Source organism: Chryseobacterium lacus (genome assembly GCF_003336205.1).
GTDB classification, from domain to species: Bacteria; Bacteroidota; Bacteroidia; order Flavobacteriales; family Weeksellaceae; genus Chryseobacterium_A; species Chryseobacterium_A lacus.
This window is the reverse complement of sequence record NZ_QPIE01000006.1, coordinates 1-25,507: the sequence shown is the minus strand read 5'-3', so window position 1 is coordinate 25,507 and position 25,507 is coordinate 1. Positions and strand designations below refer to the sequence as shown.

Annotated in this window: 20 protein-coding genes; 11 read left to right on the top strand and 9 right to left on the bottom strand. The window is 41.4% G+C overall.

Going from position 1 to position 25,507, the window contains the following annotated elements; genetic code table 11:
• Positions 1 to 7: 7 nt before the first annotated feature.
• The gene (locus tag DQ356_RS08585; protein ID WP_114304088.1) at positions 8 to 646 is read right to left on the bottom strand and encodes a peroxiredoxin; all 639 of its coding nucleotides are present in this window, start codon (positions 644 to 646) and stop codon (positions 8 to 10) included.
• Positions 647 to 851: 205 nt separating this feature from the next.
• On the bottom strand, positions 852 to 1,307 hold the full coding sequence (locus DQ356_RS08580) for a hypothetical protein (RefSeq protein ID WP_114304087.1): 456 nt from the start codon (positions 1,305 to 1,307) through the stop codon (positions 852 to 854).
• 176 nt (positions 1,308 to 1,483) lie between these two features.
• Here DQ356_RS08580 and DQ356_RS08575 point away from each other — a divergent pair, with 176 nt between their 5' ends.
• From DQ356_RS08575 to DQ356_RS08550, 7 genes are all read left to right on the top strand, one after another.
• On the top strand, positions 1,484 to 3,469 hold the full coding sequence (locus DQ356_RS08575) for a urocanate hydratase (protein ID WP_114304086.1): 1,986 nt from the start codon (positions 1,484 to 1,486) through the stop codon (positions 3,467 to 3,469).
• Between the two features lie 11 nt (positions 3,470 to 3,480).
• Positions 3,481 to 4,569: a hypothetical protein gene (locus DQ356_RS08570; RefSeq protein ID WP_114304085.1), complete on the top strand. Its 1,089-nt coding sequence runs from the start codon at positions 3,481 to 3,483 to the stop codon at positions 4,567 to 4,569.
• Positions 4,570 to 4,634: 65 nt separating this feature from the next.
• Positions 4,635 to 4,781 (top strand): hypothetical protein, encoded by a 147-nt coding sequence (locus DQ356_RS11230; protein ID WP_166413085.1) that lies wholly within the window; start codon positions 4,635 to 4,637, stop codon positions 4,779 to 4,781.
• A 140-nt stretch (positions 4,782 to 4,921) separates the two neighbouring features.
• On the top strand, positions 4,922 to 5,257 hold the full coding sequence (locus DQ356_RS08565) for a hypothetical protein (RefSeq protein ID WP_114304084.1): 336 nt from the start codon (positions 4,922 to 4,924) through the stop codon (positions 5,255 to 5,257).
• Positions 5,247 to 5,549 carry a type II toxin-antitoxin system RelE/ParE family toxin gene (locus DQ356_RS08560; RefSeq protein WP_114304083.1) on the top strand — a complete coding sequence of 101 codons (303 nt, stop codon included), beginning with the start codon at positions 5,247 to 5,249 and terminating at the stop codon, positions 5,547 to 5,549. Before DQ356_RS08565 ends, DQ356_RS08560 begins: the two co-directional genes overlap by 11 nt.
• A 72-nt stretch (positions 5,550 to 5,621) precedes the next feature.
• Entirely contained in the window at positions 5,622 to 8,027 is a 2,406-nt protein-coding gene (locus tag DQ356_RS08555) for a TonB-dependent receptor (protein ID WP_114304082.1), read from the top strand.
• Between the two features lie 186 nt (positions 8,028 to 8,213).
• The gene (locus tag DQ356_RS08550; protein ID WP_114304261.1) at positions 8,214 to 10,007 is read left to right on the top strand and encodes a peptide MFS transporter; all 1,794 of its coding nucleotides are present in this window, start codon (positions 8,214 to 8,216) and stop codon (positions 10,005 to 10,007) included.
• Between the two features lie 345 nt (positions 10,008 to 10,352).
• Here the strand turns inward: DQ356_RS08550 and DQ356_RS08545 are convergent, their stop codons facing one another.
• From DQ356_RS08545 to DQ356_RS08535, 4 genes are all read right to left on the bottom strand, one after another.
• Complete coding sequence (locus DQ356_RS08545; RefSeq protein ID WP_114304081.1) at positions 10,353 to 11,420, bottom strand: DinB family protein; 1,068 nt, start codon at positions 11,418 to 11,420, stop codon at positions 10,353 to 10,355.
• A gap of 75 nt (positions 11,421 to 11,495) precedes the next feature.
• A complete protein-coding gene (locus tag DQ356_RS11350) occupies positions 11,496 to 11,684 on the bottom strand; it encodes a VOC family protein (protein WP_228420696.1) in 189 nt (62 codons plus the stop codon).
• A 39-nt stretch (positions 11,685 to 11,723) separates the two neighbouring features.
• The gene (locus tag DQ356_RS11345; RefSeq protein ID WP_262510894.1) at positions 11,724 to 11,828 is read right to left on the bottom strand and encodes a VOC family protein; all 105 of its coding nucleotides are present in this window, start codon (positions 11,826 to 11,828) and stop codon (positions 11,724 to 11,726) included.
• Between the two features lie 476 nt (positions 11,829 to 12,304).
• On the bottom strand, positions 12,305 to 13,150 hold the full coding sequence (locus DQ356_RS08535; RefSeq protein ID WP_114304080.1) for a universal stress protein: 846 nt from the start codon (positions 13,148 to 13,150) through the stop codon (positions 12,305 to 12,307).
• Positions 13,151 to 14,400: 1,250 nt separating this feature from the next.
• Between DQ356_RS08535 and DQ356_RS08530 the strand changes: the two genes are divergently transcribed.
• Positions 14,401 to 18,306: a fibronectin type III domain-containing protein gene (locus tag DQ356_RS08530; protein ID WP_114304079.1), complete on the top strand. Its 3,906-nt coding sequence runs from the start codon at positions 14,401 to 14,403 to the stop codon at positions 18,304 to 18,306.
• Between the two features lie 1,067 nt (positions 18,307 to 19,373).
• Here DQ356_RS08530 and DQ356_RS08525 read toward each other — a convergent pair.
• On the bottom strand, positions 19,374 to 19,796 hold the full coding sequence (locus DQ356_RS08525; protein ID WP_114304078.1) for an endonuclease domain-containing protein: 423 nt from the start codon (positions 19,794 to 19,796) through the stop codon (positions 19,374 to 19,376).
• 285 nt (positions 19,797 to 20,081) lie between these two features.
• Between DQ356_RS08525 and DQ356_RS08520 the strand changes: the two genes are divergently transcribed.
• Positions 20,082 to 21,293 carry an ATP-binding protein gene (locus DQ356_RS08520; protein ID WP_114304077.1) on the top strand — a complete coding sequence of 404 codons (1,212 nt, stop codon included), beginning with the start codon at positions 20,082 to 20,084 and terminating at the stop codon, positions 21,291 to 21,293.
• A gap of 522 nt (positions 21,294 to 21,815) precedes the next feature.
• Here the strand turns inward: DQ356_RS08520 and DQ356_RS08515 are convergent.
• Complete coding sequence (locus tag DQ356_RS08515) at positions 21,816 to 22,124, bottom strand: helix-turn-helix transcriptional regulator (RefSeq protein ID WP_114304076.1); 309 nt, start codon at positions 22,122 to 22,124, stop codon at positions 21,816 to 21,818.
• Entirely contained in the window at positions 22,121 to 22,465 is a 345-nt protein-coding gene (locus DQ356_RS08510; protein WP_114304075.1) for a type II toxin-antitoxin system RelE/ParE family toxin, read from the bottom strand. Before DQ356_RS08510 ends, DQ356_RS08515 begins: the two co-directional genes overlap by 4 nt.
• A gap of 902 nt (positions 22,466 to 23,367) precedes the next feature.
• Here DQ356_RS08510 and DQ356_RS08505 point away from each other — a divergent pair.
• Complete coding sequence (locus tag DQ356_RS08505; RefSeq protein ID WP_114304074.1) at positions 23,368 to 24,093, top strand: DUF6577 family protein; 726 nt, start codon at positions 23,368 to 23,370, stop codon at positions 24,091 to 24,093.
• Positions 24,094 to 24,121: 28 nt separating this feature from the next.
• Complete coding sequence (locus tag DQ356_RS08500) at positions 24,122 to 25,171, top strand: nucleotidyl transferase AbiEii/AbiGii toxin family protein (RefSeq protein ID WP_114304073.1); 1,050 nt, start codon at positions 24,122 to 24,124, stop codon at positions 25,169 to 25,171.
• The last annotated feature ends 336 nt before the right edge of the window (positions 25,172 to 25,507 follow it).

The window sequence follows — 25,507 nt, the reverse complement described above, 5'->3', positions numbered from 1 at the left end:
GATAATCTTAATTTAAATGTTTTGATAAATAAGCTGCGGTAGAATTTCTGTCCGCATTCATCGCTTCTTTGCCTTCTTCCCAGTTGGCAGGGCAAACTTCGCCGTGCTTCTGAACGTGGGTGTACGCGTCAATAAGTCTCATGAATTCTTTTACATTTCTGCCTAGTGGCATATCGTTCACTGCTTCGTGGAAAATTTTTCCGGATTCATCAATCAGGTATGTAGCTCTGTACGTAACGTTGGATCCTGTGAAATGTTCATTTCCTTCCTCATCGTAATCGAAATCCTGATCTACAATACCCAGCGCATTCGCAAGCTGTCTGTGGGTATCTGCTAAAATTGGATATGTTACACCTTCAATTCCTCCGTTGTCTTTCGGAGTATTGAGCCACGCGAAATGGACTTCGTTGGTATCGCACGATGCGCCGATCACTTTGGTGTTTCTCTTTTCAAACTCGCCTAAAGCTTCCTGAAAAGCGTGGAGTTCAGTAGGGCATACAAAGGTAAAATCCTTCGGATACCAGAACAATAGCACTTTTTGTTGGTTTTTTACAGCTTCGTCCAGAATGTTGATTCTCAAATCGTCTCCCATTTCGGACATTGCATCTACGGTAATGTTTGGAAATTTCCTTCCTACTAATGACATACTTTTATATTTTTTATGGTTGATACTTGAATTTTGTAGTGCAAATATACTACAGGTTCATCTATTATAAAATGAATATCAATTAATAAAATCTATTGGAATGATTATTCTGTTTGATGAAATGAATCAGCTGTAATATACCATATTTCCCTTTTAAAAACAAATTTCAGGAGTTATAGAAAGAAAGTTAAATGCTGAGGAAATATTACACCATATTAAAAACTGCTCCCATCAAACCGACAAATAAACTGAAAGCGTACACACAAAGCATCACCAGAATAAGGATGCCGATGTACTGATAGTGCGCTTTTAATTTTAGAAATGCCTCATTCATCAGCATCTGGTCTGATTCTAACAATGCCTTCTTGATCTTTCTGGAAAAATCGTACAGATATTTGATCGGGAAATAATAGAGTGCCGCCATCAGAAGATAAAAGAACGTAAGAATGCTGCCGGAAATTCCCAACGGTAGCGATTGCATTCCCATAACACCCATGCTGGTAAAAATAGTTCCCATAACCACTCCCGCCACTACCATGAGTCCGATGCTGACAAATCCGAAAATTGCAATCAGACGGCTCCAGCGCGCTGCTTCCAGCAAAATCGTATACGTGTTCTGATTGATAATTAAAGAATTCTCAGTGGATAAATTGGTTTTCATAGATTTTGTTTAATGGGTTTCGGAAATAAAAATGTTATGATTCAAATATATTAATTTATACGAAAAAGCGGAACATAAAGGTGAATTTCCCTTCCAATTTTGTTCTGAGATCCGGTGGAATCCGTACAGGAGTACATTCATTTTAGTATCTTTATGCCCTCAAATTAATTTAGAATATGACATTCCAGGAACAGATAAAACAGGGTATTCCCAACGAATTGCCACAGCCCAAACCGTATGAAACGCAAATCAACCACGCTCCGAAACGCAAGGAAATTCTTACTGATGAAGAGAAAAAACTGGCCGTCAGAAATGCTTTGCGCTATTTTGAACCAAAATTTCATGCGGAACTGATAGCGGAATTCCGAAAAGAGCTGGAAGATTACGGAAGGATTTATATGTATCGTTTCCGGCCTGAGTATGAGATGAAAGCCAGACCCATTTCCGAATATCCGGGAAAATCAGAACAGGCAAAAGCCATTATGCTGATGATTCATAACAATCTGGATTACGCCGTCGCACAGCATCCCCACGAATTGATTACGTATGGAGGAAACGGCGCCGTATTTCAGAATTGGGCACAATACCTCCTTACGATGAAATATCTGTCGGAAATGACCGATGAACAGACTCTCGTTATGTATTCCGGTCATCCGATGGGATTGTTCCCTTCGCATAAGGATGCACCCAGAGTAGTGGTAACCAACGGAATGGTCATCCCGAATTATTCAAAACCCGACGACTGGGAGAAATTCAATGCACTGGGTGTTTCACAATACGGACAAATGACCGCGGGAAGCTATATGTACATCGGTCCGCAGGGAATCGTACACGGAACCACGATTACCGTGCTGAATGCCTTCAGAAAAATCAGTAAAGAACCAAAAGGCGGCTTATTTGTGACTTCAGGATTGGGCGGAATGTCCGGAGCACAACCAAAAGCAGGAAATATCGCAGGTTGTATTACCGTGTGCGCTGAAGTGAATCCCAAAATCACCCGCATTCGCCACGAACAGAAATGGATCGATGAAATTCATGAAGATATAGAGGTATTGGTAGAAAGAGTGCGAACCGCACAGAAAAATAAAGAAACGGTTTCCTTGGCCTATCTCGGAAATGTGGTGGAAGTCTGGGAGAAATTTGCAGAGGAGGGATTGAAAATCGACATCGGATCGGATCAGACTTCACTTCACAATCCATGGGCAGGCGGTTATTACCCTGCGGGAATTTCTTTTGAAGACTCCAATAAAATGATGGCTGAGAATCCGGATTTGTTTAAAGAAAAAGTGCAGGAAAGTTTGCGGAGACATGCCGCCGCGATTAATCTTCATACAGAAAAAGGTACCTATTTCTTCGATTACGGAAACGCTTTTTTATTGGAAGCAAGCCGTGCCGGAGCAGATGTGATGGCAGAAAATCCCACTCTGGGACGGGAATTCAGGTATCCGAGTTACGTTCAGGATATCATGGGTCCGATGTGTTTTGATTATGGTTTCGGGCCGTTCCGTTGGGTTTGTGCCAGCGGAAAGCCGGAAGATTTAAGAAAAACCGATGCTATGGCGTGTGAGATTTTAGAAGAAATGATGAAAAATTCACCGGAACAGATTCAGCAGCAAATGGCGGATAATATCCAGTGGATTAAAGGCGCTCAGGAAAATAATCTGGTCGTCGGAAGTCAGGCCAGAATTCTCTATGCGGATGCCGAAGGACGGATGAAAATTGCGGAAGCATTCAACAAAGCCATTAGAAACGCAGAAATTGGTCCCGTGGTTTTAGGCCGCGATCATCATGATGTTTCCGGAACCGATTCACCTTACCGTGAAACATCCAATATTTACGACGGTTCGCGCTTCACGGCAGATATGGCCATTCACAACGTTATTGGCGACAGTTTCCGCGGTGCTACCTGGGTGTCTATTCACAACGGTGGCGGAGTAGGCTGGGGCGAAGTGATCAACGGCGGATTCGGGATGTTGCTGGACGGTAGTGACGATGCCGGCAGAAGGCTGAAATCCATGTTGTTCTGGGATGTAAACAACGGAATTTCCCGCAGAAGCTGGGCGAGAAATGAAGGAGCCATTTTCGCCATCAAAAGGGCGATGGAAGCCGAACCGAACTTAAAAGTGACGCTGCCGAATTTTGTGGATGAGAGTTTGTTATAAAACAATTACTAATGAAAAAAATATATTTTTTAAGTACATTTTTTGTTTTCAATGTTTTTTTCTCTCAAACAAATTATGTTTTGAAAATGAAATTCAATGAAAAATATTTTCTTTCCAACTTTTTCCGGAATAATACAAAAAATGAATTTGTTCTAAATGCTTTCAGAAAAGCTGACTCTGTTATACAAAAATCACCTAATAGTGATTATTTAAATGTTTTGGATACAGTTTTAAAGGATGAATTTAAAATTAGTATAAAAGAAAAGAACAATTTTTCAGATTTAGAGAAAAAACAATATGATTCATTATCATTGGAAATGCAAAATGGTAATTTACTAAACCTATTCAAAAAAGCAATCCAAGTAAATTATAATTCTGAATTTTTAGAAACTATATTACTGGATTCTGCAATCAATGATTTTAAAATTATTACAAAAGATTATAATCAATTTTCAATTAGTTTTGCTAACAAAGTAGAGTTAAAAAAAGCAAAGATTATTTTTCAAAAAAACCGATTGTCTTTTCACGACGCAATTGAGGAAAATGAATTAGAAGTTATTCAAAATTGTTTTATTAAAGAAAATTATAAAATGTTCGAAAACAATTATTTGAAAAAAGAGAAAAACTATCTTTTAGTATACAAAGATTTTACGCAGCTTTTTGAGAAATCATACCAACAATCAAAATGTCTTGATACAAAAAAAACAATCTTTTTGTTAGATAATGGCAAAGATTTCGATGTTTATTCAAAATTGTTTTTTGTTAGTGAAAGCAGTAACTCGGAAAAAAACTTGGTCAATTCTATTACTGGTTTTAATATTAGTTTTAAACAAAACAAAGAAATCTATAAAGATAATTACTTTTATTTAAGTATTTTCACAGATGACCAAGGAAAAGAAATTTTCAGTAATATTTCTGAACAAAATATTGGAAAAAAAATATTTATTGCAGATAATTCTGAATTTATATCTAATCTGAATATATCGTCAAAAATCAGAAATGGTATTTTCATTAGTGGAAATTTATTTGAGGAAAACTGGCAAAAATTATTTGAACTGGTAAAGTTTGAAACTTTTAGAAATTCTTTAACGATTGACTAATCTTCTAATCCTAATGGTTTTCTATTAGTTACTAACTTACAATTAAAAGAAACGAAAAAAAATCAATGCTGTTCTGGGACGTGAACAACGGAATTTCCCGCAGATCATGGGCGAGAATTGAAGGAGCCATTTTCGCCATCAATCGGGCGATGGAAGCAGAACCGAACTTAAAAGTGACGATGCCCAATTTTGTCGACGAAAGTCTTTTTTAACAAGATGCAGTAATAAGCTTAAAGTGTTGAAAGAGACGCTGTAATTTTAATCAATTGAGCTTATCAAGGTAAAAATAAATGTTTCAGGTATCAATAAATAGCTATATTTGTATCATAAACTGACTTTAAAAGTAAATGAAATGATAGCGGATATTAAAAAATTCATATTTATACAGAATAATATCGACCGGATTCTGAAAGAGTCTCCGTTCAAAATGAACTATATCATTGAAAAATCGGGCATTAAAAAACCGACTTTCTTCAGAAAACTGAGAGAGAAAAAATTCACTCCGGAGGAACTTCTGGAAATCGCCAAAGCCGTGGAAGTAAAAGAATGGCGCAACGAAACCAAAGAAGAAATCCTGGAATCACTGAAAAAAGCGGAAGAAGATTTTAAAAACGGAAGAGTGTATTCCCATGAGCAGGTAATGGAAAGGATGAGGAAAAGAATTGAGGCATACAGAAATGCAAATTAAGTACAGCGAAACCGCATTCCGGGATTTGGAGGCGATTGAAAATTTTCTGTTATATAAATGGAATGAAACGGTGCTTATGAATTTTGGGGTGGCCTTGGAAAACTGCATAAGAACCATTATAGAAGGAGTTGTTGTTTTTCAGAAATATGAAGATACTCCATATCATAAAATACTTATTACAAGACACAACACGCTTATTTACAGGATTGAAAACGACACACTTCATATCGTCCGCATCCTCCAAAACTTTCAAAATCCTGACGATAATTACGAATCCCTAACCGACGAATAAGTTCCTGTGTGCTTTATATTTATTATTTCATCAGGATCACCTAATTTTGCCTACATTTAAATAAAAGCACCTATGACTGCACTTTTTACCCGGACGGTATTCATCCTGTCACTATTTTTTGCAGCGATTTTTTCTGCCCAAACCGGAAGCCTGAACATCAATGTTTTTGATGATTTCTCGAAAAAACCTTTAACAGCGACGGTTACAGTCACTTCCTCCAAACAGGAATTTTCGGGTGAAGGAAATGTATTGCTACCGGATTTGCCCGCAGGAAATTATAGTTTTCAGATCTCCGCCGAAGGATATCAGAATGGCTCCCTGAACGATATTTCCGTGGTTCCCAACCAAAACCTTACGTTTTCCATCGGGCTTCAGAAAACTACCACGAGTGAACAGGAAATTGAAACGGTGGTCATCACGGCCAGAGTATACAAAACAACAGCGGAAAGCCCGGTGTCCCTTCGAAACATTACCAGCGAAGAAGTGCAGAAAAATGCCGGTTCCAACCGTGATATTTCAAAAGCCATTCTTTCCCTCCCCGGAGTAGGATCCACGGCAACCTTCCGAAACGACCTTTTTATTCGCGGCGGAAGTTCAGCAGAAAATAAATTTTATATCGACGGCATCGAGGTTCCGGTCATCAATCATTTTCAGACTCAGGGAGCGAGCGGCGGTCCGCGGGGTTTGATTACCATTGATTTTATTAAAGATGTGGATTTCTACAGCGGAGCTTTTCCCGCCAAACGCAACGGAACGCTTTCTTCGCTTTTCGAATTTAATTTAAAACAGGCGCGTAAGGATAAAATCGGTTACAAAGCAGTGATAGGTCTGGATGATATGCAGCTGATGGCCGATGGCCCGCTTTCTAAAGACCAAAGCTGGACCGGGCTTTTCAGCGTGAGGAAATCCAATCTCCAGTTGCTTTTCAAAGCGATCGGATTGCCGTTTCTGCCCAGTTATTATGATTCCACTTTCAAGGTTTCAAAGAAATTCAAAAACGGAAATGAATTGTATTTCATTGGATTAGGCGCTCTGGACGAGTTTAAATTTAATGAAAATGCAAAAGCTACGCTGAACAATCAGACTCTGATTGAAAGACTTCCCGTATCGCCGCAGTGGAATTATACCATTGGCGCCGGATACCGTCACCTGGCAGAAAACGGAAACTGGCTCTTCACCTGGAGCAGAAATATGCTGGACAATAAGGCGACGAAATACTACCGGAATATCGAAACACCAGCGAATCTCCTCACCCGTTACCACTCCCAGGAAAGTGAAAATAAAATCCGTGTCGACCGCAACTTCCGCCTTGGCGATTTTCAGCTGAGTGCCGGAACGAACGTGAACTTTGCCCGTTATTTCAATGATTCTGATTTGCGGATCATTACCCAGAGCGGCCCGGTGATCGATAACTATCTTTCCGATCTCAACCTGACACAATATGGGTTCTATCTGCAGGGTTCACGGAAACTGCTTGATAATAAACTGGAACTTTCCGGAGGACTCAGAATCGATGGAAGCGATTACTCAAAACTCACGTCCAATCCTCTGGAACAGTTTTCACCCAGAATTTCCGCCAGATATCGTTTTGCAGAGCGTTTTGCCCTGAACCTGAACGGGGGAATCTACCACATGTTGCCTTCCTATACGGCGTTAGGATTTATTCAGAATGGAAATCTCATCAATCAGAACACGTTGAAATACATCCGAAACGAGCAGATCGTCGGAGGAATTGAATTTAACGGAAAAAACAACCTGCGCATCACGGCAGAAACCTATTACAAGAAATACAAAAACTATCCTTTCTCGCTTCGCAACGGGATTTCCCTTGCCAATGTGGGCGGTGATTTCGGAGTAGTAGGCGCCGAACCTTTGGACAGCAGAGGAGTGGGGGAAACCTATGGTGTTGAAATTCTCGCACAGAAAAGAACCCTGAACGATTTCTACGGAATCGCATCTTATACTTTCGGACACTCCAGATTCAGTGATATCAACGGCAGTTTGAAGCCTTCCAGTTGGGATAGTCGCCATATTGTTTCCCTTACAGGTGGAAAATACTTCAGCCGCAACTGGAATATTGGCGCAAGGTTCAGAATGCAGACCGGCCTTCCGGAAACACCGTACGACATCGCCAGAAGCCAGCTGGTGAACGTCTGGAATATTGCCAACGCGCCGGTGTCCAATTACGCGCTGTTGAATTCCCAACGCGGAAATGTGGTGCATCAGCTCGACATCAGAGCTGAAAAGAAATGGATCTTCAGCAAATGGCAGATGACTTTCTATGTTGATGTGGTGAATGCCTACGGTTCCAAAAGCCCGAGCAGGCTGCCTGTTATTGCGCTCGAAAGAGGTGCTGATGGAAACGGAATTATTGCCAATCCGGGAGCGCCGCAGAATGATCAGGTGTATCAGCTGAATTATGGCGAAAATGACGGCTCAACACCGCTGCCGTATTTCGGATTTATTTTTGAATTCTAACAGGCTCTAAAAAAATACTAAAAAAGATATTCCCTCATCCGCTGTTTCTGAGAAACGAAGGGTGTGGGATCTTTTTTACAAAAGAAGTAAGATACCCTTAACCGGAAGGCATTGCTTTATAAATCCACATTCTTTCTTTCTGTTCCAAAAAAATTCTTTATTTTCGGTTTTTCTAAAATTAAAAGTATGCAAAATCAGCAGGGTTCTGTTTTCGATTCTCAGGTGTTGGGCCATCCTTCGGCATTATTTGTATTGTTTTTCACCGAAATGTGGGAACGTTTTTCCTTCTACGGAATGCGGGTGCTCCTGGTATTATTCCTTACCGCAGGTTTGCTCTCCGATAATCCGGGATGGGAATGGCCGCGCGAAAATGCGCTGGCACTCATCGGAACTTACGGATCACTTCTTTATTTAACGCCACTTGTCGGAGGATATATTGCCGACAAGTTTACGGGATATCGTATGGCGGTGGTCATTGGCTGTGTTGTCATGACGCTGGGACATGCTGCCATGGCGGTGGAAACCAAAGGTTTTTTCTATCTTGGATTGGCTTTACTGGTGATTGGGACAGGTTTCTTTAAACCGAATATTACGTCCATGATTTCCACCATGTACAAAGGGAAAAACGAGAAAAAAGACGGTGCTTACACCATTTTCTATATGGGTGTGAATGCCGGAGCGTTTTTCGGAATGATGCTGTGCGGATATCTGGGTGAAAACTTCGGCTGGTCCTGGGGATTCGGTCTGGCTGGAATTTTCATGATGTTGGGATGCCTTCAGTTCTGGCTTGCAAAACCCATTTTTGGAAATATCGGTGCGCCTCCGTCACAACTCAAGATGCTGCAGGCAGAAGATGTGGCCGACGAAATTCCGGATATTGCAGGAGGCCCGGTGGTAGTGAACGAAGCTACGGACAAAAGAAATCCTTTCAAACTGCTGGATTATGTTCTTATCGTTGTTTCAGCCGTTGGCGGATTGCTCTATCTTTTTAATGATCCGCTGGAAAAAATTGAAAAAATCAACCTGTTGCCTTTCACCGTAGGAAACCTGAGCGGAACCAGTTTTGTGGTGCTGCTCGCATTGGTATCTTTCCTTATATTGCTCATTTCGCGGATCGCAAGGTATTCCGCCATTACCCGTGACAGAATTATCGCGGTGTGCTTTTGTGGATTGTTTACCGTGTTCTTTTTCATGGCTTTCGAACAATCATTGGGATCCATGACCATTTTCGCAGACAGCTATACCAACCGCGAACTGGAAGGTTCTGCCGCTATGATCTTTAAAATTATCGATGCATTGCTCACCACAGTTCCGCTCATCATCGTTTCATGGGTACTGCTAAAACTTTTCGGGCAGACCTTTAAAAGAATCAGCGTTTCCAATATCATTTTGGGAATTACCTTCATCGGCATTTGGGCTTTGGTACTGTTCAGGTTGTTCAATAAATTTTCCGAACCGGGCAATACCATTGACGCATCGTGGTTTGCGATCCTCAATTCCTTCTTTATTATTTCTTTGGCACCTTTATTCTCCAAATGGTGGGAAAGCAAATACAATCCAAGTGCAGGAATGAAGTACGGTTTCGGGCTCATCCTTTTGGGTATCGGCTTTGGTATTCTGGCATACGGCGCGTGGGAAATTCCGCAGGGAGCCATGACGGCAAAAGTGAGCATGATCTTCCTTATTCTGGCGTATTTGTTTCATACCATGGGCGAACTGTGCCTGTCGCCGTTGGGACTGTCGTATGTCAGCAAACTCGTGCCGCCGCGCATGATCGGGTTTATGTTCGGGGTGTGGTATCTTGCCATAGCAGTAGGGCAGAAATCGGCAGGAGCCATGGGTGGAATGATCGATAAAATTTCAAATGAATATTCCATCGGAACCTTCTTTCTCATATTTACGGTCGTACCGATGGGAATGGGATTAATCGCTATTCTGCTGAGTCCGGTCATGAAGAAATTGATGCACGGTATCCGGTAAGAGCTTCTATAACCCCCCCCTCCTTCGTCGGACGCCTCCTCTCCGAAGGAGGGGAATACTTCGGTCATTTTTGTGCCGGAGACAAAACATTTACTTTTTCTAAACAACTAACCGATTAACCGATTAACGGCTATTCGGCAAATTTGTAAATAAGTGAATAAGCAAAAAGCCACCCCGTCATCCTCCTGTCGTCGGACGCCACCCCTCCGGAGGAGGGGAATATTTCAGCCGCATTTGTAGCGGAGACAAAACATATACTCTTTCTACACCACTAACAGATTAAGCGCTTAACCCCTTCACTCATTCACCATTCACTCCCATTCACGCTTCTCCTCGCAACTACTCTTAAGATTTCGGAAACCCGGCACTTGCTTTCACTTCGGCAATTTGCAGCGTATGTCTTGCGGTATGACCTGCCATGAACAACAGGGACTGATACGCATCAGCCACTCCCGAAGGAGCATCGCTGATCCGGTTTCTCAGCTCTTCAGGCGGCGTTCTCCTAATAAAATCAAGAACAACAGCCCGCTGTTTTTTCAACTCATTGATTGCCGTTTCGGGGTCGTTGAATTTGCCTTTTCCGATAAGAACTTCCGGTGCTTTGTATTTTTTACTGCGGTCAGTAGCAGCAGCCATAATCTCCTTATCGGTGTACTGAAGATCTTTTCTGCGCTCCGGGTTGGCAGGCTTTTTCATCGTTTCCTGAACCATATCGAAGATCATTTTTTCTGTGACAACCATATGTTCCAGGCATTGGCTTACCGACCATGCGTTCTCAGCAGGTTTAAAATGAAGCTGATCCGGGCTCAGGCCTGCCACCTGCTTTTGTAGATTTGCCATGGTTTCCTGATAATAGGAGAGTGCAAAAGTAGTTTCCGGCTTTGGGCTTTTCTGTTGCTCTACAATTTCTTTCAGTTTTTTCAGTCCCTGCTGAAAGTCGTCATCCATATTGTAAAAAGCATTCATGATGTTCCATGGGTAAGGTGTCCTCCAGGAAATTCCCCACTTGACGAGCGTTTGATTGGGAGACTGCTCTTCCGTAGTGAAGTAGGCTTTGCTGGCCGAATCATCGACATCGAAAAAAAACATATCCGATTCCATCCGTTCGCCCTCTACAATGTGGGTGATCACTTGGGCGCCTTTGCCCAGTTTCTCGCTGTCCCACCTGTATCGGAAACCCTCTGTTCCGTCGATGCCTTCAGAAGTGGTCTTCATTCCGGGATCTGAAAGTTGCCAAACGCCAAAATGATCTTGATTTTTAACCTGTTTTATATAATCAAAAACTTCGAGCTTTGGCTTGTTTATGATGATTTGGCCCTCGCTGGAAGATTGATTGGGGATGAACAGTGCTGCAATCAGCGGAAGGGCAATAATGGCCAGCAGAATAAGAAGAATTTTTTTTAATGTTTTCATAACAAATAGTTTAAGATGAGGTAAAGGGAATTTTCTAACCCGAAAAAAAAGGTTTCCGGTCCGGTAGGTTTTATTTCATGGAAGCAGTCCGAATCTGTTTCCTTCTGTATCGATGCACACGGAACAGAAACCATACTCACCGATCGACATTTTGGGCTGTTCCACTTTTCCGCCGGCAGCTTCTGTGCGGCTTTCTTCTACAGCACAATCATCACACTGGAAATACACGAGGGTTCCTCCTGTTCCGGGAGAAACTCCGTTCATTTTCACCAGAGCTCCGTTGGCGTTGGGAGCGTTTTCTACTCAAGGGAAAAAAGCCATTTGCATGTCCGGCATTCCTTCCATTTCCGGAGCCTTCACAAGGGGTACTCCCAGAACGGTACTGTAAAATTGTCTGGCTCGGTCCATGTCATCCACATAGATTTCCAACCAGCATACTGCGTTTTGTTTTATTTCTATTTTAGTTTATTTAATAAGGATTTCATCATAAAAATTTAATGGTGGGTTTCTTCACACTGGCCTTTAGCCATATCCATATAAAATAATTCCCACGTATGTCCGTCCGGATCTTCCAGGGTGCGCAGTTGCATAAAGCCGTATTAACCCATTAATCAGCAAATTTGCAAATTTGCAAATAAGCAAATAAGCAAATTCACTCCTCTAAGGATTAACCGATTATACAATTCATTTGCAAAAACCACCCCGTCATCCTCCTGTCGTCGGACGCCTCCTCTCCGAAGGAGGGGAATATTTCAGCCACATTTGTAGCGGAGACAAGACATATACTCTTTCTACACCACTAACCGATTAATCAGCAAATTCGCAAATCAGCAGATTCACTTTTCCTCAATTGCTAACCCTTAAACGATTAACCGATTACTCAACTAACCATTTTTTCTATTTTTCCCTTCCTTCCTGAACACCAACAGCGGCACATCCAGCCGGAAAGAAAGCTGTTCCGTTTTGCTGGGTGAAAAAATCTTTTCCCAGAATTTCTTTTCCTGATGGGTAAACATGACCACTACCGAAGGTCTTTTTTCGCGGATTTCATCATGAAGATTGGTCATCAGTCTTTGCGTCACATCATGCGCTGGAAAACTCAGTTTAAACCCGTATTCATAGTCTCTTCGCAATGGAGAATCGTCGGAATAATCCTCATAAGGCCAGGAAAAATGCAGAATCTCAATCTCCGCTTTCAAGGGTCTGGCAAAACCCATTACTTTCTCTATTTCCTGAGGGTAATCCATCAGGTCGGAAGCATATAGAACCCTGTTCAAATCATTTTCCTGATGATGAAAAGGTACGGCCATGACCGGAATTTCCGAAGTGGTAATGAGGTTGCCGGTGTTCGTTCCCAGCATTTTTTTTATTCCGCTGGCACCGCGTGTGCTGATGCAGATATAACTGATTTCGGGATGCTCGTCACAATAGGCCAGCAGGGAAGTGTCGGCACTGAAACCTTCCACAACTTCCACGGCGTAATGCTTTGGCTGTACGTTAAACTCTGCAAAAACAGTCTGGATAAAAGTTTCCAGTACCTGTTTTTCGTGTCTTATTTTTCCGGCAATAAAATGATGGAATTCCTGTTCAGACATTCCGCTTTCCCTGTTCACCTGCAGGACATGCATAAACAGAAGCTTCACTTCCTCCCTGGAAGCCCATTGAAGAGCAAACTTCAATCCAGCTTTTGAGTTATCAGAATAATCGGTAGGAACTAAAATAGTTTTCATAATATCGGTCTTTTATCACCTGAAATTTACGAACAATCCTGCGATAAAACAAGGAATATTTTTCATCAGCTGAGATTAATCGATTCATCGTTTAAACGATTAAATGTTTAACCAATTAATCAGCAATCGGCCATCAGCAATCAGCCATCAGCCATCAGCAATCAGCGATCAGCAATCAGCGATCAGCAAATTTGTAAATAAGCAAATAAGCAAATAAGCAAATAAGCAAATTCGCTCCTCTCACCGATTAACCGATTAATCGATTAACCAGCCATCAGCAAATTTGTAAATAAGCGAATAAGCAAATAAGTAAAAAACCACCCCGTCATCCTCCTTCGTCGGATGCCACCCCTCCGGAGGAGGGGAATATTTCAGCCTCTTTTGTACTGGATGGAAAAATTCACTTTGTAAGCTATCAGCAGTCAGCTATCAGCCATCAGTCATCAGCCATTAGCAAATTTGTAAATAAGCGAATAAGCAAATTCGCTCCTCTAAAGATTAACCGATTAATCGTTTAACCATTAACGCAAACCGATCTTTCAACTGTGGCTTCGAGAGCCTCAGCCACCGCTCTGTTATTTCCACCCACTTAATTATAACGTAAAGCTCAAAGGAAAGCCACGACCTACGAGCTTTTTGCGTTAATAAAAATTTCAATTTCTTGTTACACACACAGCATACATGGACTACAGCTAAAAATCCGGTGTCTGAAGCGCGACACTAAAGTATAAACCGAAGCGAGGGCATCTTATCGCGCAAGTTCGGATTTTTAATAAAAAGAAATTGGAATTTTTTAGCAAAAAGATCCAGTCTTGACTTTTTGGTTCTTTTGTGTCAAGACAAAAGAACAAGAGAAAAATATCAATCAGCCATCAGCCATCAGCAAATTCGCAAAAATCCCGGTCCGTTTACCCTAACTCTAAAGGTAACCATTCCGGGATTTTTCACTGTCGCATATAGCAAATTCGCTCTTTCTAAACAACTAACCGATTAATCGATTAACCAGCCATCAGCAAATTAGCAAATTAGCAAATCAGCAAATCAGCAAATCAGCAAATTCACTCTTTCTAAACAATTAACCGATTAACCAATTAATCAGCAAATTTGTCATGCCTGTCTTTGCCGCCATCTCCTCATCTTTGCTCTTTATTTTATGAAGAGTTCATGATAAATTCTAATTAATTTTGAATATCCATTTGCGTTTTAATATATTTTATATAATTTAGCCATTATCTAAAAAAGTTTTTATTATGAGAAGAATTTATTTTTTAACCGCATTGCTCATGTTCATAGGGCAGGTCAATGCACAGTATTGCACCCCGGCTTTTGCCAGCGGATGTGGAGGTGGAGATGAAATTAACAGTTTTTCCATTCCTTCAGCTGGATTCAGCCACCTGAATACCGGATGCTCTCCGGGAGCGTATGGCGATTATACTTCCCAAACCATTACGCTGGAAATTGGGACACCGTATACCTTTACGGTAACCCATAACTTCGGCAGCCAGCAGGTAAGGATCTGGGCAGATTTTGATAATGACCAGATTTTCACGAACGCTGCGCCTGAATTAATTGCTATGGGATCTTCTGCCTCGGTAGGCGGAGTCAATACGACTACTGGATCCATTACTATTCCGGGAACTGTAGCACCGGGAACCTACCGCATGAGGGTAGGAAACCGCTACTCCTCGCAACCTGTTCCTTGTAATACGGATGGATATGGGGAAGCACACGATTATACCCTGATGGTAACAGCACCTGCTTGTTGGGTGCCTTCTTCGCCAGTAGCCGGTACTCCAGGGCTTACTACGGTATCCCTTTCCTGGACCGCAGCTTCTACAGCGCCAGCCGAAGGATACGAAGTGTATTACAGCACTTCCAATACGCCGCCTACACCAACTACTGTACTGGATGCGACCAACTCCACAACTTCTATGACTCCTTCAGCCGATCTTACAGGGTTGTCTCCTTCCTCCGTTTATTTTGCGTGGGTAAGATCATCGTGTTCCGCTACGGTTAAAAGTGCCTGGGTAGGTCCCGTGAGCTTTACCACGATGTGTGCACCATTAACGACGATGAGCGAGAATTTTGATGCTTATGCTACGGGTTCTATCGTACCCATCTGTTGGGCAAGAATAGTACCTGCGACGGATGCCGGAAGCCAGACGATTACCGCTACCACTCCGGCGTCAGGTCTCCGAAATATTTATCAGTATGCGTCCACTTCACAGAATCCTGTTATTGTGGTGCTTCCTGAATACAGCAACGTGGCGGCGGGTACACACTGGCTCAAATTTAAAGCGAGAGTGACAACAGCACCCGGAGCTTTGGAAGTCGGATATGTAACGGATCCCACAGATGCCAGTAGTTTTGTGAACCTCCAGACGCTGGACATTACCAATACATCATACAACAGCAGTTATTATTCTGTCGTAATTCCCAACTTCATTCCGGCAAACGCCAGACTTGCTGTGAAGAACCCTTCAGATGATAAATCCTATTATTGGGATGATGTAATATGGGAGGCGACACCAACCTGTTTCCCTCCGACCGGAGTTACTTTTACAGGCCACACCACCAGTAGTGTAACTGTAAACTGGGTGGCACCTGCTACCGCTCCTGCCAACGGGTATGAAGTGTATTACAGCACGTCCAATACCGCACCAACAGCCACTACGGTACTGGATGCTACCAATTCGGCGACTTCCACATCGTTATTTGCAGCCATCAACGGCCTTTCATCCGGTACTCAATATTATGTTTGGGTACGTTCCGTATGTTCGGCATCGGATAAAAGCCCATGGTCAATTCCGTATATGGTAACGACACCGTGTACCACATTTTCGCTGCCTTATGCCATCGATTTTGAAAATGCCACCATACCGGAGATGCCGGTGTGTACCGTGCGGGAAAATGTAGGCAGCGGAAACAACTGGACCACTTCTTCCCCTAATGCTTATGGATTTACAACCAAAGTGCTGACCTATATATACAATAGCTCAAATCCTGCCAATGCGTGGTTCCACACCGGTGGTGTGAACCTGACTGCCGGAACCAGCTACCGTGTCTACTTCAAGTATGCAAAAAACACGACCGGCTATACCGAAAAGCTGAAAATAACCTACGGTACCGCTCAGGATGCTGCTACACAAACCAATGTCATTCATGATTATACTGCCGTTCCCGATATATCTTCAGCGGTTCAGACGTATCATGATTTTACGCCTTCCGTTTCCGGTGTATATTATTTAGGGTTTAATGTTTATTCTGATTCCAATCAGTATAATTTATACATTGATGATATTCTTATTATGGAATCGCCAACGTGTATAGAACCCACGGCAGTCACCGTTTCTGCAATTACTACAGGCGGAGCTTCTATTTCCTTTACTCCACCTTCGGTAGTTCCGGGCAACGGTTACCAAGTGTATTACAGTACCTCAAATACTGCACCTACGGCAAGTACCGTTCTGGATGCAACCAATTCTGTAACGGCTCCGACTTCTCCGGCTACCCTGACAGGTTTAAATCCTGCGACCACCTATTACGTTTGGGTAAGATCAGATTGTGGGGGAGGAAACCTCAGCATGTGGTCAGTATCATCATCCTTTACTACTTCATGTGTTCTGGTAACAGAGTTTTCGGAGAATTTTAACGCAACTGCTGTTAACGCTCTTCCATCGTGCTGGGCCAAATTGACTACAGGAGCGTCTGCTAATGCGTATGTACAAGCAAGTACTGCCATGAGCAGCCCGAATGCCCTGTATGTGTACGGCGACAGCAGTTCCAGCAATGTGTATGTGACCATGCCTCAGGTGAGCACCCTGAGTTCCGGAAATTACAGGTTGAGATTCAAGGCAAGAGCTAATTTTACAGCTGGGGGAATCTTGGAAATAGGATATATGTCCAATCCGACAGATCATACGACCTTCACTGCACTGGGAACCTATACTTCTTCCAGTAATACAGCCATTGATAATTATTCTCTGAATATTACAGGAGTTCCTGCGGGAATTACTACCCTGGCATTAAGGCACACCGGTGCACCAGCCTACAGTATTCTGGTAGATGATGTTATCTATGAGCCAGTGCCGGGTTGTGGAGATGTTACAGCACTTACTGCGTCTAATCCTACCTTAAACGGTGCAGATCTGATGTGGACGGCTCCTTCAACGGCACCTGCAGGCGGATATGAAATCTACTACAGTACTTTAGCTACGCCTCCTACGGCGTCTACGGTACTGGATGCATCCAATTCATTTACGTCTCCTACAGTAGGAATGACCACAACAGGAATGGCTTCTGCGACTACCTATTATGTATGGGTGAGATCAGTGTGTTCTCCGACAGAGAAGGGTGCATGGTCGAATGTGGCTACGTTCTCAACGTTGTGTAATGCAACGGGCGTTCCTTATGAAATGAATTTTAACAATGCTGTAGTTCCAGCCATGCCAGCCTGTGGTATTGTGGCTAACGGAGGTACCGGAAACAACTGGACTACCGCAGCGGCTCCTACCGATAGTTCCGGATTCAATTCTCAAGTATTGAGGTATGCCTACCATAGCACGCAGGCAGCTGATGCATGGTTCTTTACGCAGGGAATCAACATGACTGCCGGAACTACGTACTATATTTCCTATAAATACGGAAATAATTCTACTTTCTTTGAAGAAAAAATGAAAGTAGCAGTAGGAAACGGAGCATCACCTTCAGCCATGTTACCGGCGAACGGAGGAACACAGATCGCAGATTATCCGAGCATCATGACGGGTCAGGCGGTAAGTGTGAACAACCTCACCTTCACACCAACAACCTCCGGTGTATATTATGTAGGATTCCATGCGTATTCTGATGCGAATGAATACTATCTGTATCTGGACGATATTCAGGTCACTGCTTCGGCACTGAGCACCAGCGAAATAAAAGCAGATGCGAAGGACGTAAGAGTGTATCCGAATCCGTTCACCGATGTGATCAATATTTCTGATGCAAAAGATCTGAAATCTGTTTCCGTGATCGATGCCTCAGGAAGAATGGTGAAAACCATCGCTTCCCCTCAGGCTCAGATCAGACTCGGCGACCTGAAATCAGGCTTATACATCCTGAAACTGGATTACAAAGACGGAACTGTAAAAACAGTAAAAGTCATTAAGAAATAAAATGTAAAATTTTATGACACCATGAGCGGCCTCCGGGCCGCTTTTTTTATTTCCCTTCTTACCCCAGACGCTACCGGAGCAAATTCGCTCCTCTAAAGATTAACCGTCAATAAGCAAATTTGTAAAGAAGCGAATAAGCGAATAGGCAAAAAAGCAAAAAAGCAAAAAAGCAAAAAAGCAAATTTGTAAACAAGCGAATTCGCTCTTTCTAAAATTCACCAGCAAAAAAACCACCCCGTCATCCTCCTGTCGTCGGATGCCACCCCTCCAGAGGAGGGAATATTTCGGTCACTTTTGTACGATTAATCGATTAACCCATTAACCGATTAACCGTCAATAAGCAAATTCGCAAATTCGCAAATCAGCAAATTCGCAAAAATCCCGGTCCATTTTACCCCAACCCTAAAAGGAGATGTCCTGGGATTTTTTGGTCTACCAAGAACAGATCTCGATATTCACTCTTTCTAAACAACTAACCAATTAATCGTTTAACCATCAAAAATCCACCCCGTCATCCTCCTGTCGTCGGATGCCACCCCTCCGAAGGAGGGGAATATTTCAACCACTTTTTGTACTGGAGAGAAAAATTCACTTTGTAAGCCATCAGCAATCAGCTATCTGCAATCAGCCATCAGCCATCAGCAAATTCGCAAATTAGCAAATTCGCAAAAACCCCGGTCTATTTTACCCCAACCCTAAAAGGAGATGTCCCGGGATTTTTTTGTCTACCAAGAACAGATCTCAATATTCACTCTTTCTAAACAACTAACCGATTAATCGTTTAACCATCAAAAAACCACCCCGTCATCCTCCTTCGTCGGCTGCCACCCCTCCGGAGGAGGGGAATATTTCAGCCTCTTTTGTACTGGAGAACTAAGTTGACCCGCGGTCACAATTCCCCTCCCATGGAGGGGCGCCGTTTAGCGTCAGCGAAACGGTGGGGTGGTTGGTCGTCCGTTTCCATAATGCCCATTCTCTTTCCCCAAAAAACCTAAAAATGTACATTCCTCTGCTCCGGTGGGGTGCCGTTTTGCGTCAGCGAAGCGGTGGGGTGGTTCAACCTTTCTTTACGTTTCTTTTGCACCATAATGCAGAATAATAAAATCCTCCAGTTCCTTCATAACAATGGCCAGATGATGCAATACGTCATAATTGGAAATCCTGAAAACCTTGAGGCCGAGACTTTCCAACTCCCTTTGTCGCTGCCGATCGTACTCAACTTTATCCTCGTGAGTCCATCCATCAATTTCAACCACCAACCCTAAATTTTTGACATAGAAATCCACAATATAATTTCCGATGATTCTTTGCCGGTCGAAATCAATCTTGTAAAATTTTTTCTTATGAACTTGCTGCCAAAAGAGCACTTCACAGAGAATTCCGGCTTTTCGTTTACCTGAAAGTAAAGTTTTAAGATTTTTGTTATAAGGTAAATGGGGTGCCGTTGGTTTCAGAATGGGAATATCGCGGATATGGGTTATTATTTCCATGTTTTTTTGGATAAAAATAAGAAAACTTCAACCACCATCGAGGAACCACCCCGTCATCCTCCTGTCGTCGGATGCCACCCCTCCGGAGGAGGGGAATATTTCAGCCACTTTTGTACGATTATCGATTAACCCATTAACCGATTAACCGATTAAACAGTTAACCGATTAACAATGGATCAGCAAATTTCTTTTTCACTTACTTCGACTTTCGTGATCAAGGCAAACTTTAAAGTATGATGATAACTTTTTATATATTTGCCTGAACTTATAATTACAATTATAATAATGTTTGATCAAGATACTATTGTTCGGCCGATTTATATTGACAGGGTGCAGCCCTTCATCGGGAAAAGTTTGATAAAATGTTTTACCGGACAGCGAAGGGTCGGAAAGAGTTATCTCCTCTTTCAGTTAATGCAGCTTATTCAGGCAGAGCATCCCAGGGCTAAAATCCTTTATATTAATAAAGAAGATTTGGCTTTTTCAGAAATTAAAAATGCAGCAGATCTACATCAATACGTATTGCAAAACAAATCACTCAACAGTAAAACGTATGTTTTCATAGATGAGATACAGGATATTCAGGATTTTGAATCTGCCCTTCGGTCGTTGTTATTAGATACTGATCTGGATCTGTATTGTACAGGCAGCAATGCGAATCTTTTATCAGGAGATATTTCCGGACATTTGAGCGGCCGGGCTATTGAGATTACGGTATATAGTTTATCGTATCAGGAATTCTTATTGTTTCATGAGTTAGAAGATGATCCTGATTCGTTGGAAAAATATCTTCAGTATGGTGGATTGCCCTATCTAAAGCACCTTCCTTTTGAGGATCATATTATTTTCGAATATCTTAAAAATATTTATTCTACCATCGTTTTTCGCGATGTCATCAATCGGTATGCTGTTCGGAATACGGTGTTTCTTGAGCAGTTGGTTTTCTTTTTAGTGTCCAATACAGGGAGTATTTTTTCAGCAAAAAAGATCAGCGACTTTTTGAAGTCTCAAAAAATAAATATTGCCCCTAATCAGGTGCAGCTCTATATCCGGCATCTTACGAATGCTTTTCTGATCCATCAGGTAAAGCGCTATGATATAGAAGGAAAGCGTCTTTTTGAAATAGGGGAAAAATATTATTTTGAGAATTTGGGTATCCGCAATGCTTTATGGGGCTATCGTCTGGAAGATCGGGGCAAAATATTGGAAAATGTGGTCTACAATCATCTTTTGGTGGAAGGATATACCGTAAAAACAGGCGTACTTAGTGAATACGAGATAGATTTTCTGGCCGAGAATAAAGGAGAAAAACTATACATTCAGGTTGCTTTAACTTTACTTGAAGAAAAAACGCTGGAGAGAGAATTCGGAAATCTGCAAAAGATAAAGGATAATTATCCCAAAATGATGGTTACAATGGATACTTTCTCTGGAAACTCAGTTGAAGGGATTCAGATTATTGACCTAAGAAGTTTTCTCAATAATCAATGGAAATAAATGGTATCATCCAAAGTCGCAAATACGCAAATACGCAAATACGCAAATTAGCAAATACGCAAATCAGCAAATCAGCAAATTCACTTTCTAAACAACTAACCGATTAATCGTTTAACCATCAAAAACCCACCCCGTCATCCTCCTTCGTCGGCTGCCACCCCTCCGGAGGAGGGGAATATTTCAGCCTCTTTTGTACCGGAGAGAAAAATTCACTTTGTAAGCCATCAGCAGTCAGCCATCAGCCATCAGCCATCAGCCATCAGCCATTAGCAAATTTGTAAATAAGCGAATAAGCAAATTCGCTCCTCTAAGGATTAATCGATTAATCGTTTAACCATTAACGCAAACCGATCTTCTGCAGTGGCTTCGAGAGCCTCAGCCACCGCAGAGGAGGGGAATATTTCAGCCACTTTTGTACTGGAGAGAAAAATTCACTCTTTCTAAACAACTAACCGATTAACCAATTAACCAATTAACCAGCAATCAGCACTTCTGTAAACCCGTAAAAGAAAGAGGCATTATTCAGTATGCTATTCTTTTATTGTTGAGTTCTACATTAAAATTCACTTTTGCTCCTAAAGCTTCAAACACTTTCAGAATAGTCGTAAGCCTCGCATCCGTTGTGCTGTTCTCAATCTTAGAAATCTGTGCCTTTTTCACACCAACGAGGTCTCCTAATTCCTGTTGTGTCAGGTGACGTTCCAGTCTTGCTTGTTTAATGGCTTGTCCTAACAGGTCAAGACGAAGTTCGTTTTCAAATTCGTCACGCTTTTCTGTTCCTTTCTTTCCGATGTAATGGTCGGTCAAATCCTCTAAGCTATATGTTTTCATTTCTTTTTAATATTAAAATATTTTTCTCTTAATCTAACTGCCTTTTCGATTTCACTTCTGGAAATTTTATCCGTCTTTTTAATCAGGCCGTGGGTTGAAATAACCACTGTGTCAATTTTGTCAGTTTTATCCCAAAACGCAAAAAGGCGATAATACGATTTGTTATATTTTGTTCTGAACTCCCAGATTTCGTCTTGTAGTTTCTTAAAAAGTTCCTTGTCACTTGTGCTTCTGGCTTTCCAGATGTTGTAAATAACCTTATTCCTTGATTTCTCATCAAGTCCGTCCAAAAAGCTTTTTGCCTCTTCTAAAAACTCAACCCGAAACTTATATGAATCCATTCAAACAATGTTATTGATAAAGCAAAGGTAAAAGTTTCTTCTTTAGGAAACAAGAGTAAATTGTTCAAAGTCTAAAATGTATGGTAAAAATCTCTGCTATCATCAATAAACAAATTTGTAAATAAGCGAATAAGCAAATTCGCAAATCAGCAAATTCGCAAATCAGCAAATTAGCAAATAAGCAAATTCACTTTCTAAACACCTAACCGATTAAACAATTAACGAGCGATTCAGCAAATTTGTAAATAAGCGAATAAGCAAAAAACCACCCCGTCATCCTCCTGTCGTCGGACGCCACCCCTCCGGAGGAGGGGAATATTTCAGCCTCTTTTGTATTGGAGGGAAAAATTTACTCTGGCTAAACGATTAAACGATTAAACCTTTAATCAGCAAAAAAGCAAAAAAGCAAATAAGCAAATAAGCAAATTCACTCTGGCTAAACAATTAACTGATTAACCAATTGAACCTTTCATCAGCAAAATCACTCTGTCTAAACGATTAACCAATTAATCGCTTAATCGAGTAATCAATTCGCCATTCAGATGGCCGTTAACCGTTGAGCTTCCTACGGAATGACAAACGAAGTTTTTTGTCACTAAGCAAAAACCACCCCGTCATCCTCCTTCGTCGGATGCCACCCCTCCGGAGGAGGGGAATATTTCAACCTCTCTTGTACTGAGGGAAAAATTCACTCTGGCTAAACGATTAAACGATTAAACCTTTCATCAGCAAATTTGCAAATTCGCTCTTTCTAAACAATTAACCGATTAACCGATTTTACCCCAACCCTAGAAGGAGCTGTCCCGGGATTTTTTCTGGCTACCGAAAATATAACTTTGATAAAATATAGATTTTGTGCCGAACTTATATAAACTAATAGTACATTTGCCGTAAAAAAGATTTTGGCAGCAGCGTTAGAAAAATATATTGGTCGTTATTTCAAGGGAAACGAGAGGCTTTCCAAGCAGAAGCTTGTCGGTTCAATCAAAAAAGATTTTCCTGATTGGTCTGACAATACCATTAATATGTATCTATCCAGGCTAAAAAAGAAGGGAGTTATCCATTCTCCGTCCAGAGGGATTTATGAATTGGATCGTCATGCATCTTTTCAACCGAACATTTCAACTACGCTGAAAAGAATATTCAATAAGATAAAGCGGGAATTCCCTTATATCGCTTTTTGTGTCTGGGATACTGTGTGGTTGCATGATTTTATGCGTCATCAGCCATTCAAACATTATATCGTTTTAGAAGTTGAGAAAGACGCTTGTGAATCAGTGTTTGGGTATCTAAGTGAAACGATGAAAAATATTTTTCTAAATCCCGATGAAGAACTATTTGACCGTTATATCAACAATCTTGACGGTGTTGTTATCGTAAAAAATATGGTTTCTGAAGCTCCTTTGATAGAAGAACAAAAAGTCATTATCCCCTCATTGGAAAAATTATTGGTGGATATGCTAATTGACACGGCACTTTTTTCGGCACAGCAGAGCGAAAAGGAATTTATTATGCGGAGTGTGGTGGAAAAATACACTTTAAATGAGTTAAAAATGCGCAGATATGCTATCCGAAGAAACAGAGCAAGAGAAATTAATGAACTGATAAATATAGGTTTGGCAAAATAAATTTGCTTATGCCAATTCTATATAAATTATGATACATACAAAGTCACATACAATAGAATGGATTACCAACGTACGAAACACGTTGGGTAAACGCATTGACCCAAAACTGATTGAAAAAGTAATATACGCTTTAACACTTTTGGAGCAATTGCAATTGCATAATCTGAATTTTGTGTTTAAGGGCGGAACCGCTTTACTTTTAGCAACGGAAACACCGAAACGGTTTTCGATAGACATTGACATTATTACAGAAGAATCAGAAGATAAAATCAAGGAGGTCATAGAAAAGGTAACTCAATTGGAAATGTTTATCCGTTGGGAAGAGGATAACGATCGAAAACATACACCTGACGCCCCTCTCGGGCATTTTAAGGTCTTCTATAAAAGTGTCGTAGATGGCCACGAAGAACCGATACTGTTAGATTTGCTCTACACGCCTAATCCATATCCTGAAACAAGAGAATATCTGATAAATCATAGTTGGTTAGCCACGTCGGGTGAAAATACGATGGTTGTATTACCAACGTTCGAGGCTATTTTGGGAGATAAATTAACCGCTTTTGCACCCAAAACCACAGGTATATTGTATTCAAAAAACAGACCTGTCGAAATCATTAAACAATTGTATGATATAGGCTTCTTGTTTGACCAACTCACTAATCTCAACGTGGTAAAAGAAAGCTATGCGAGGGTGGTACGGGAGGAAATCGGCTATCGAAAGTTACATATTGATGTTGACGAGGTATTGAAAGACACTTGGAATGCTTGTTATACCTTAGCAGAAAGAGATATGAAGTCAGACGAGTTCAAACACCTGCAGTTAGGCATTAAGAACTTTACGAATTTCATTATTGACCGTTTTTCAATCGAAGAAGCCATAACAGCTTCATCTAAAGTTGCCTATCTGACTTCATTACTGAATAAAGAAAATCAGGAAGTAGAACGGTTTAAAAATCCGTTAGAAATTAAAGATTGGCTGATTGAAGACCCAACCTACAACAAACTGAACAAGTTAAAAAAGACCAATCCGGAAGCGTTTTTCTATTGGTATAAGAGCTTGAAGAATGATAAAACATAAAAAGAGACCATGAAATTCACCGGCGAAAAACCACCCCGTCATCCTCCTTCGTCGGATGCCACCCCTCCGGAGGAGGGGAATATTTCAGCCTCTTTTGTACCGGAGCGAACACATTTACTTTCTCTAAACAATTACCGATTAACCGATTAATCGATTAACCGTCAATAAGCAAATAAGCAAATAAGCAAATAAGCAAATAAGCAAATAAGCAAATAAGCAAATTTGCTCCTTAAACAACTAACCAGTTTCCCTTTTAAACTTTTACCTTTTGCCTTTTACTTTTACCTTTTTCCTTTAAATTCATCTGTGAAAATCTGTGAAATCTGTGAGAACTAT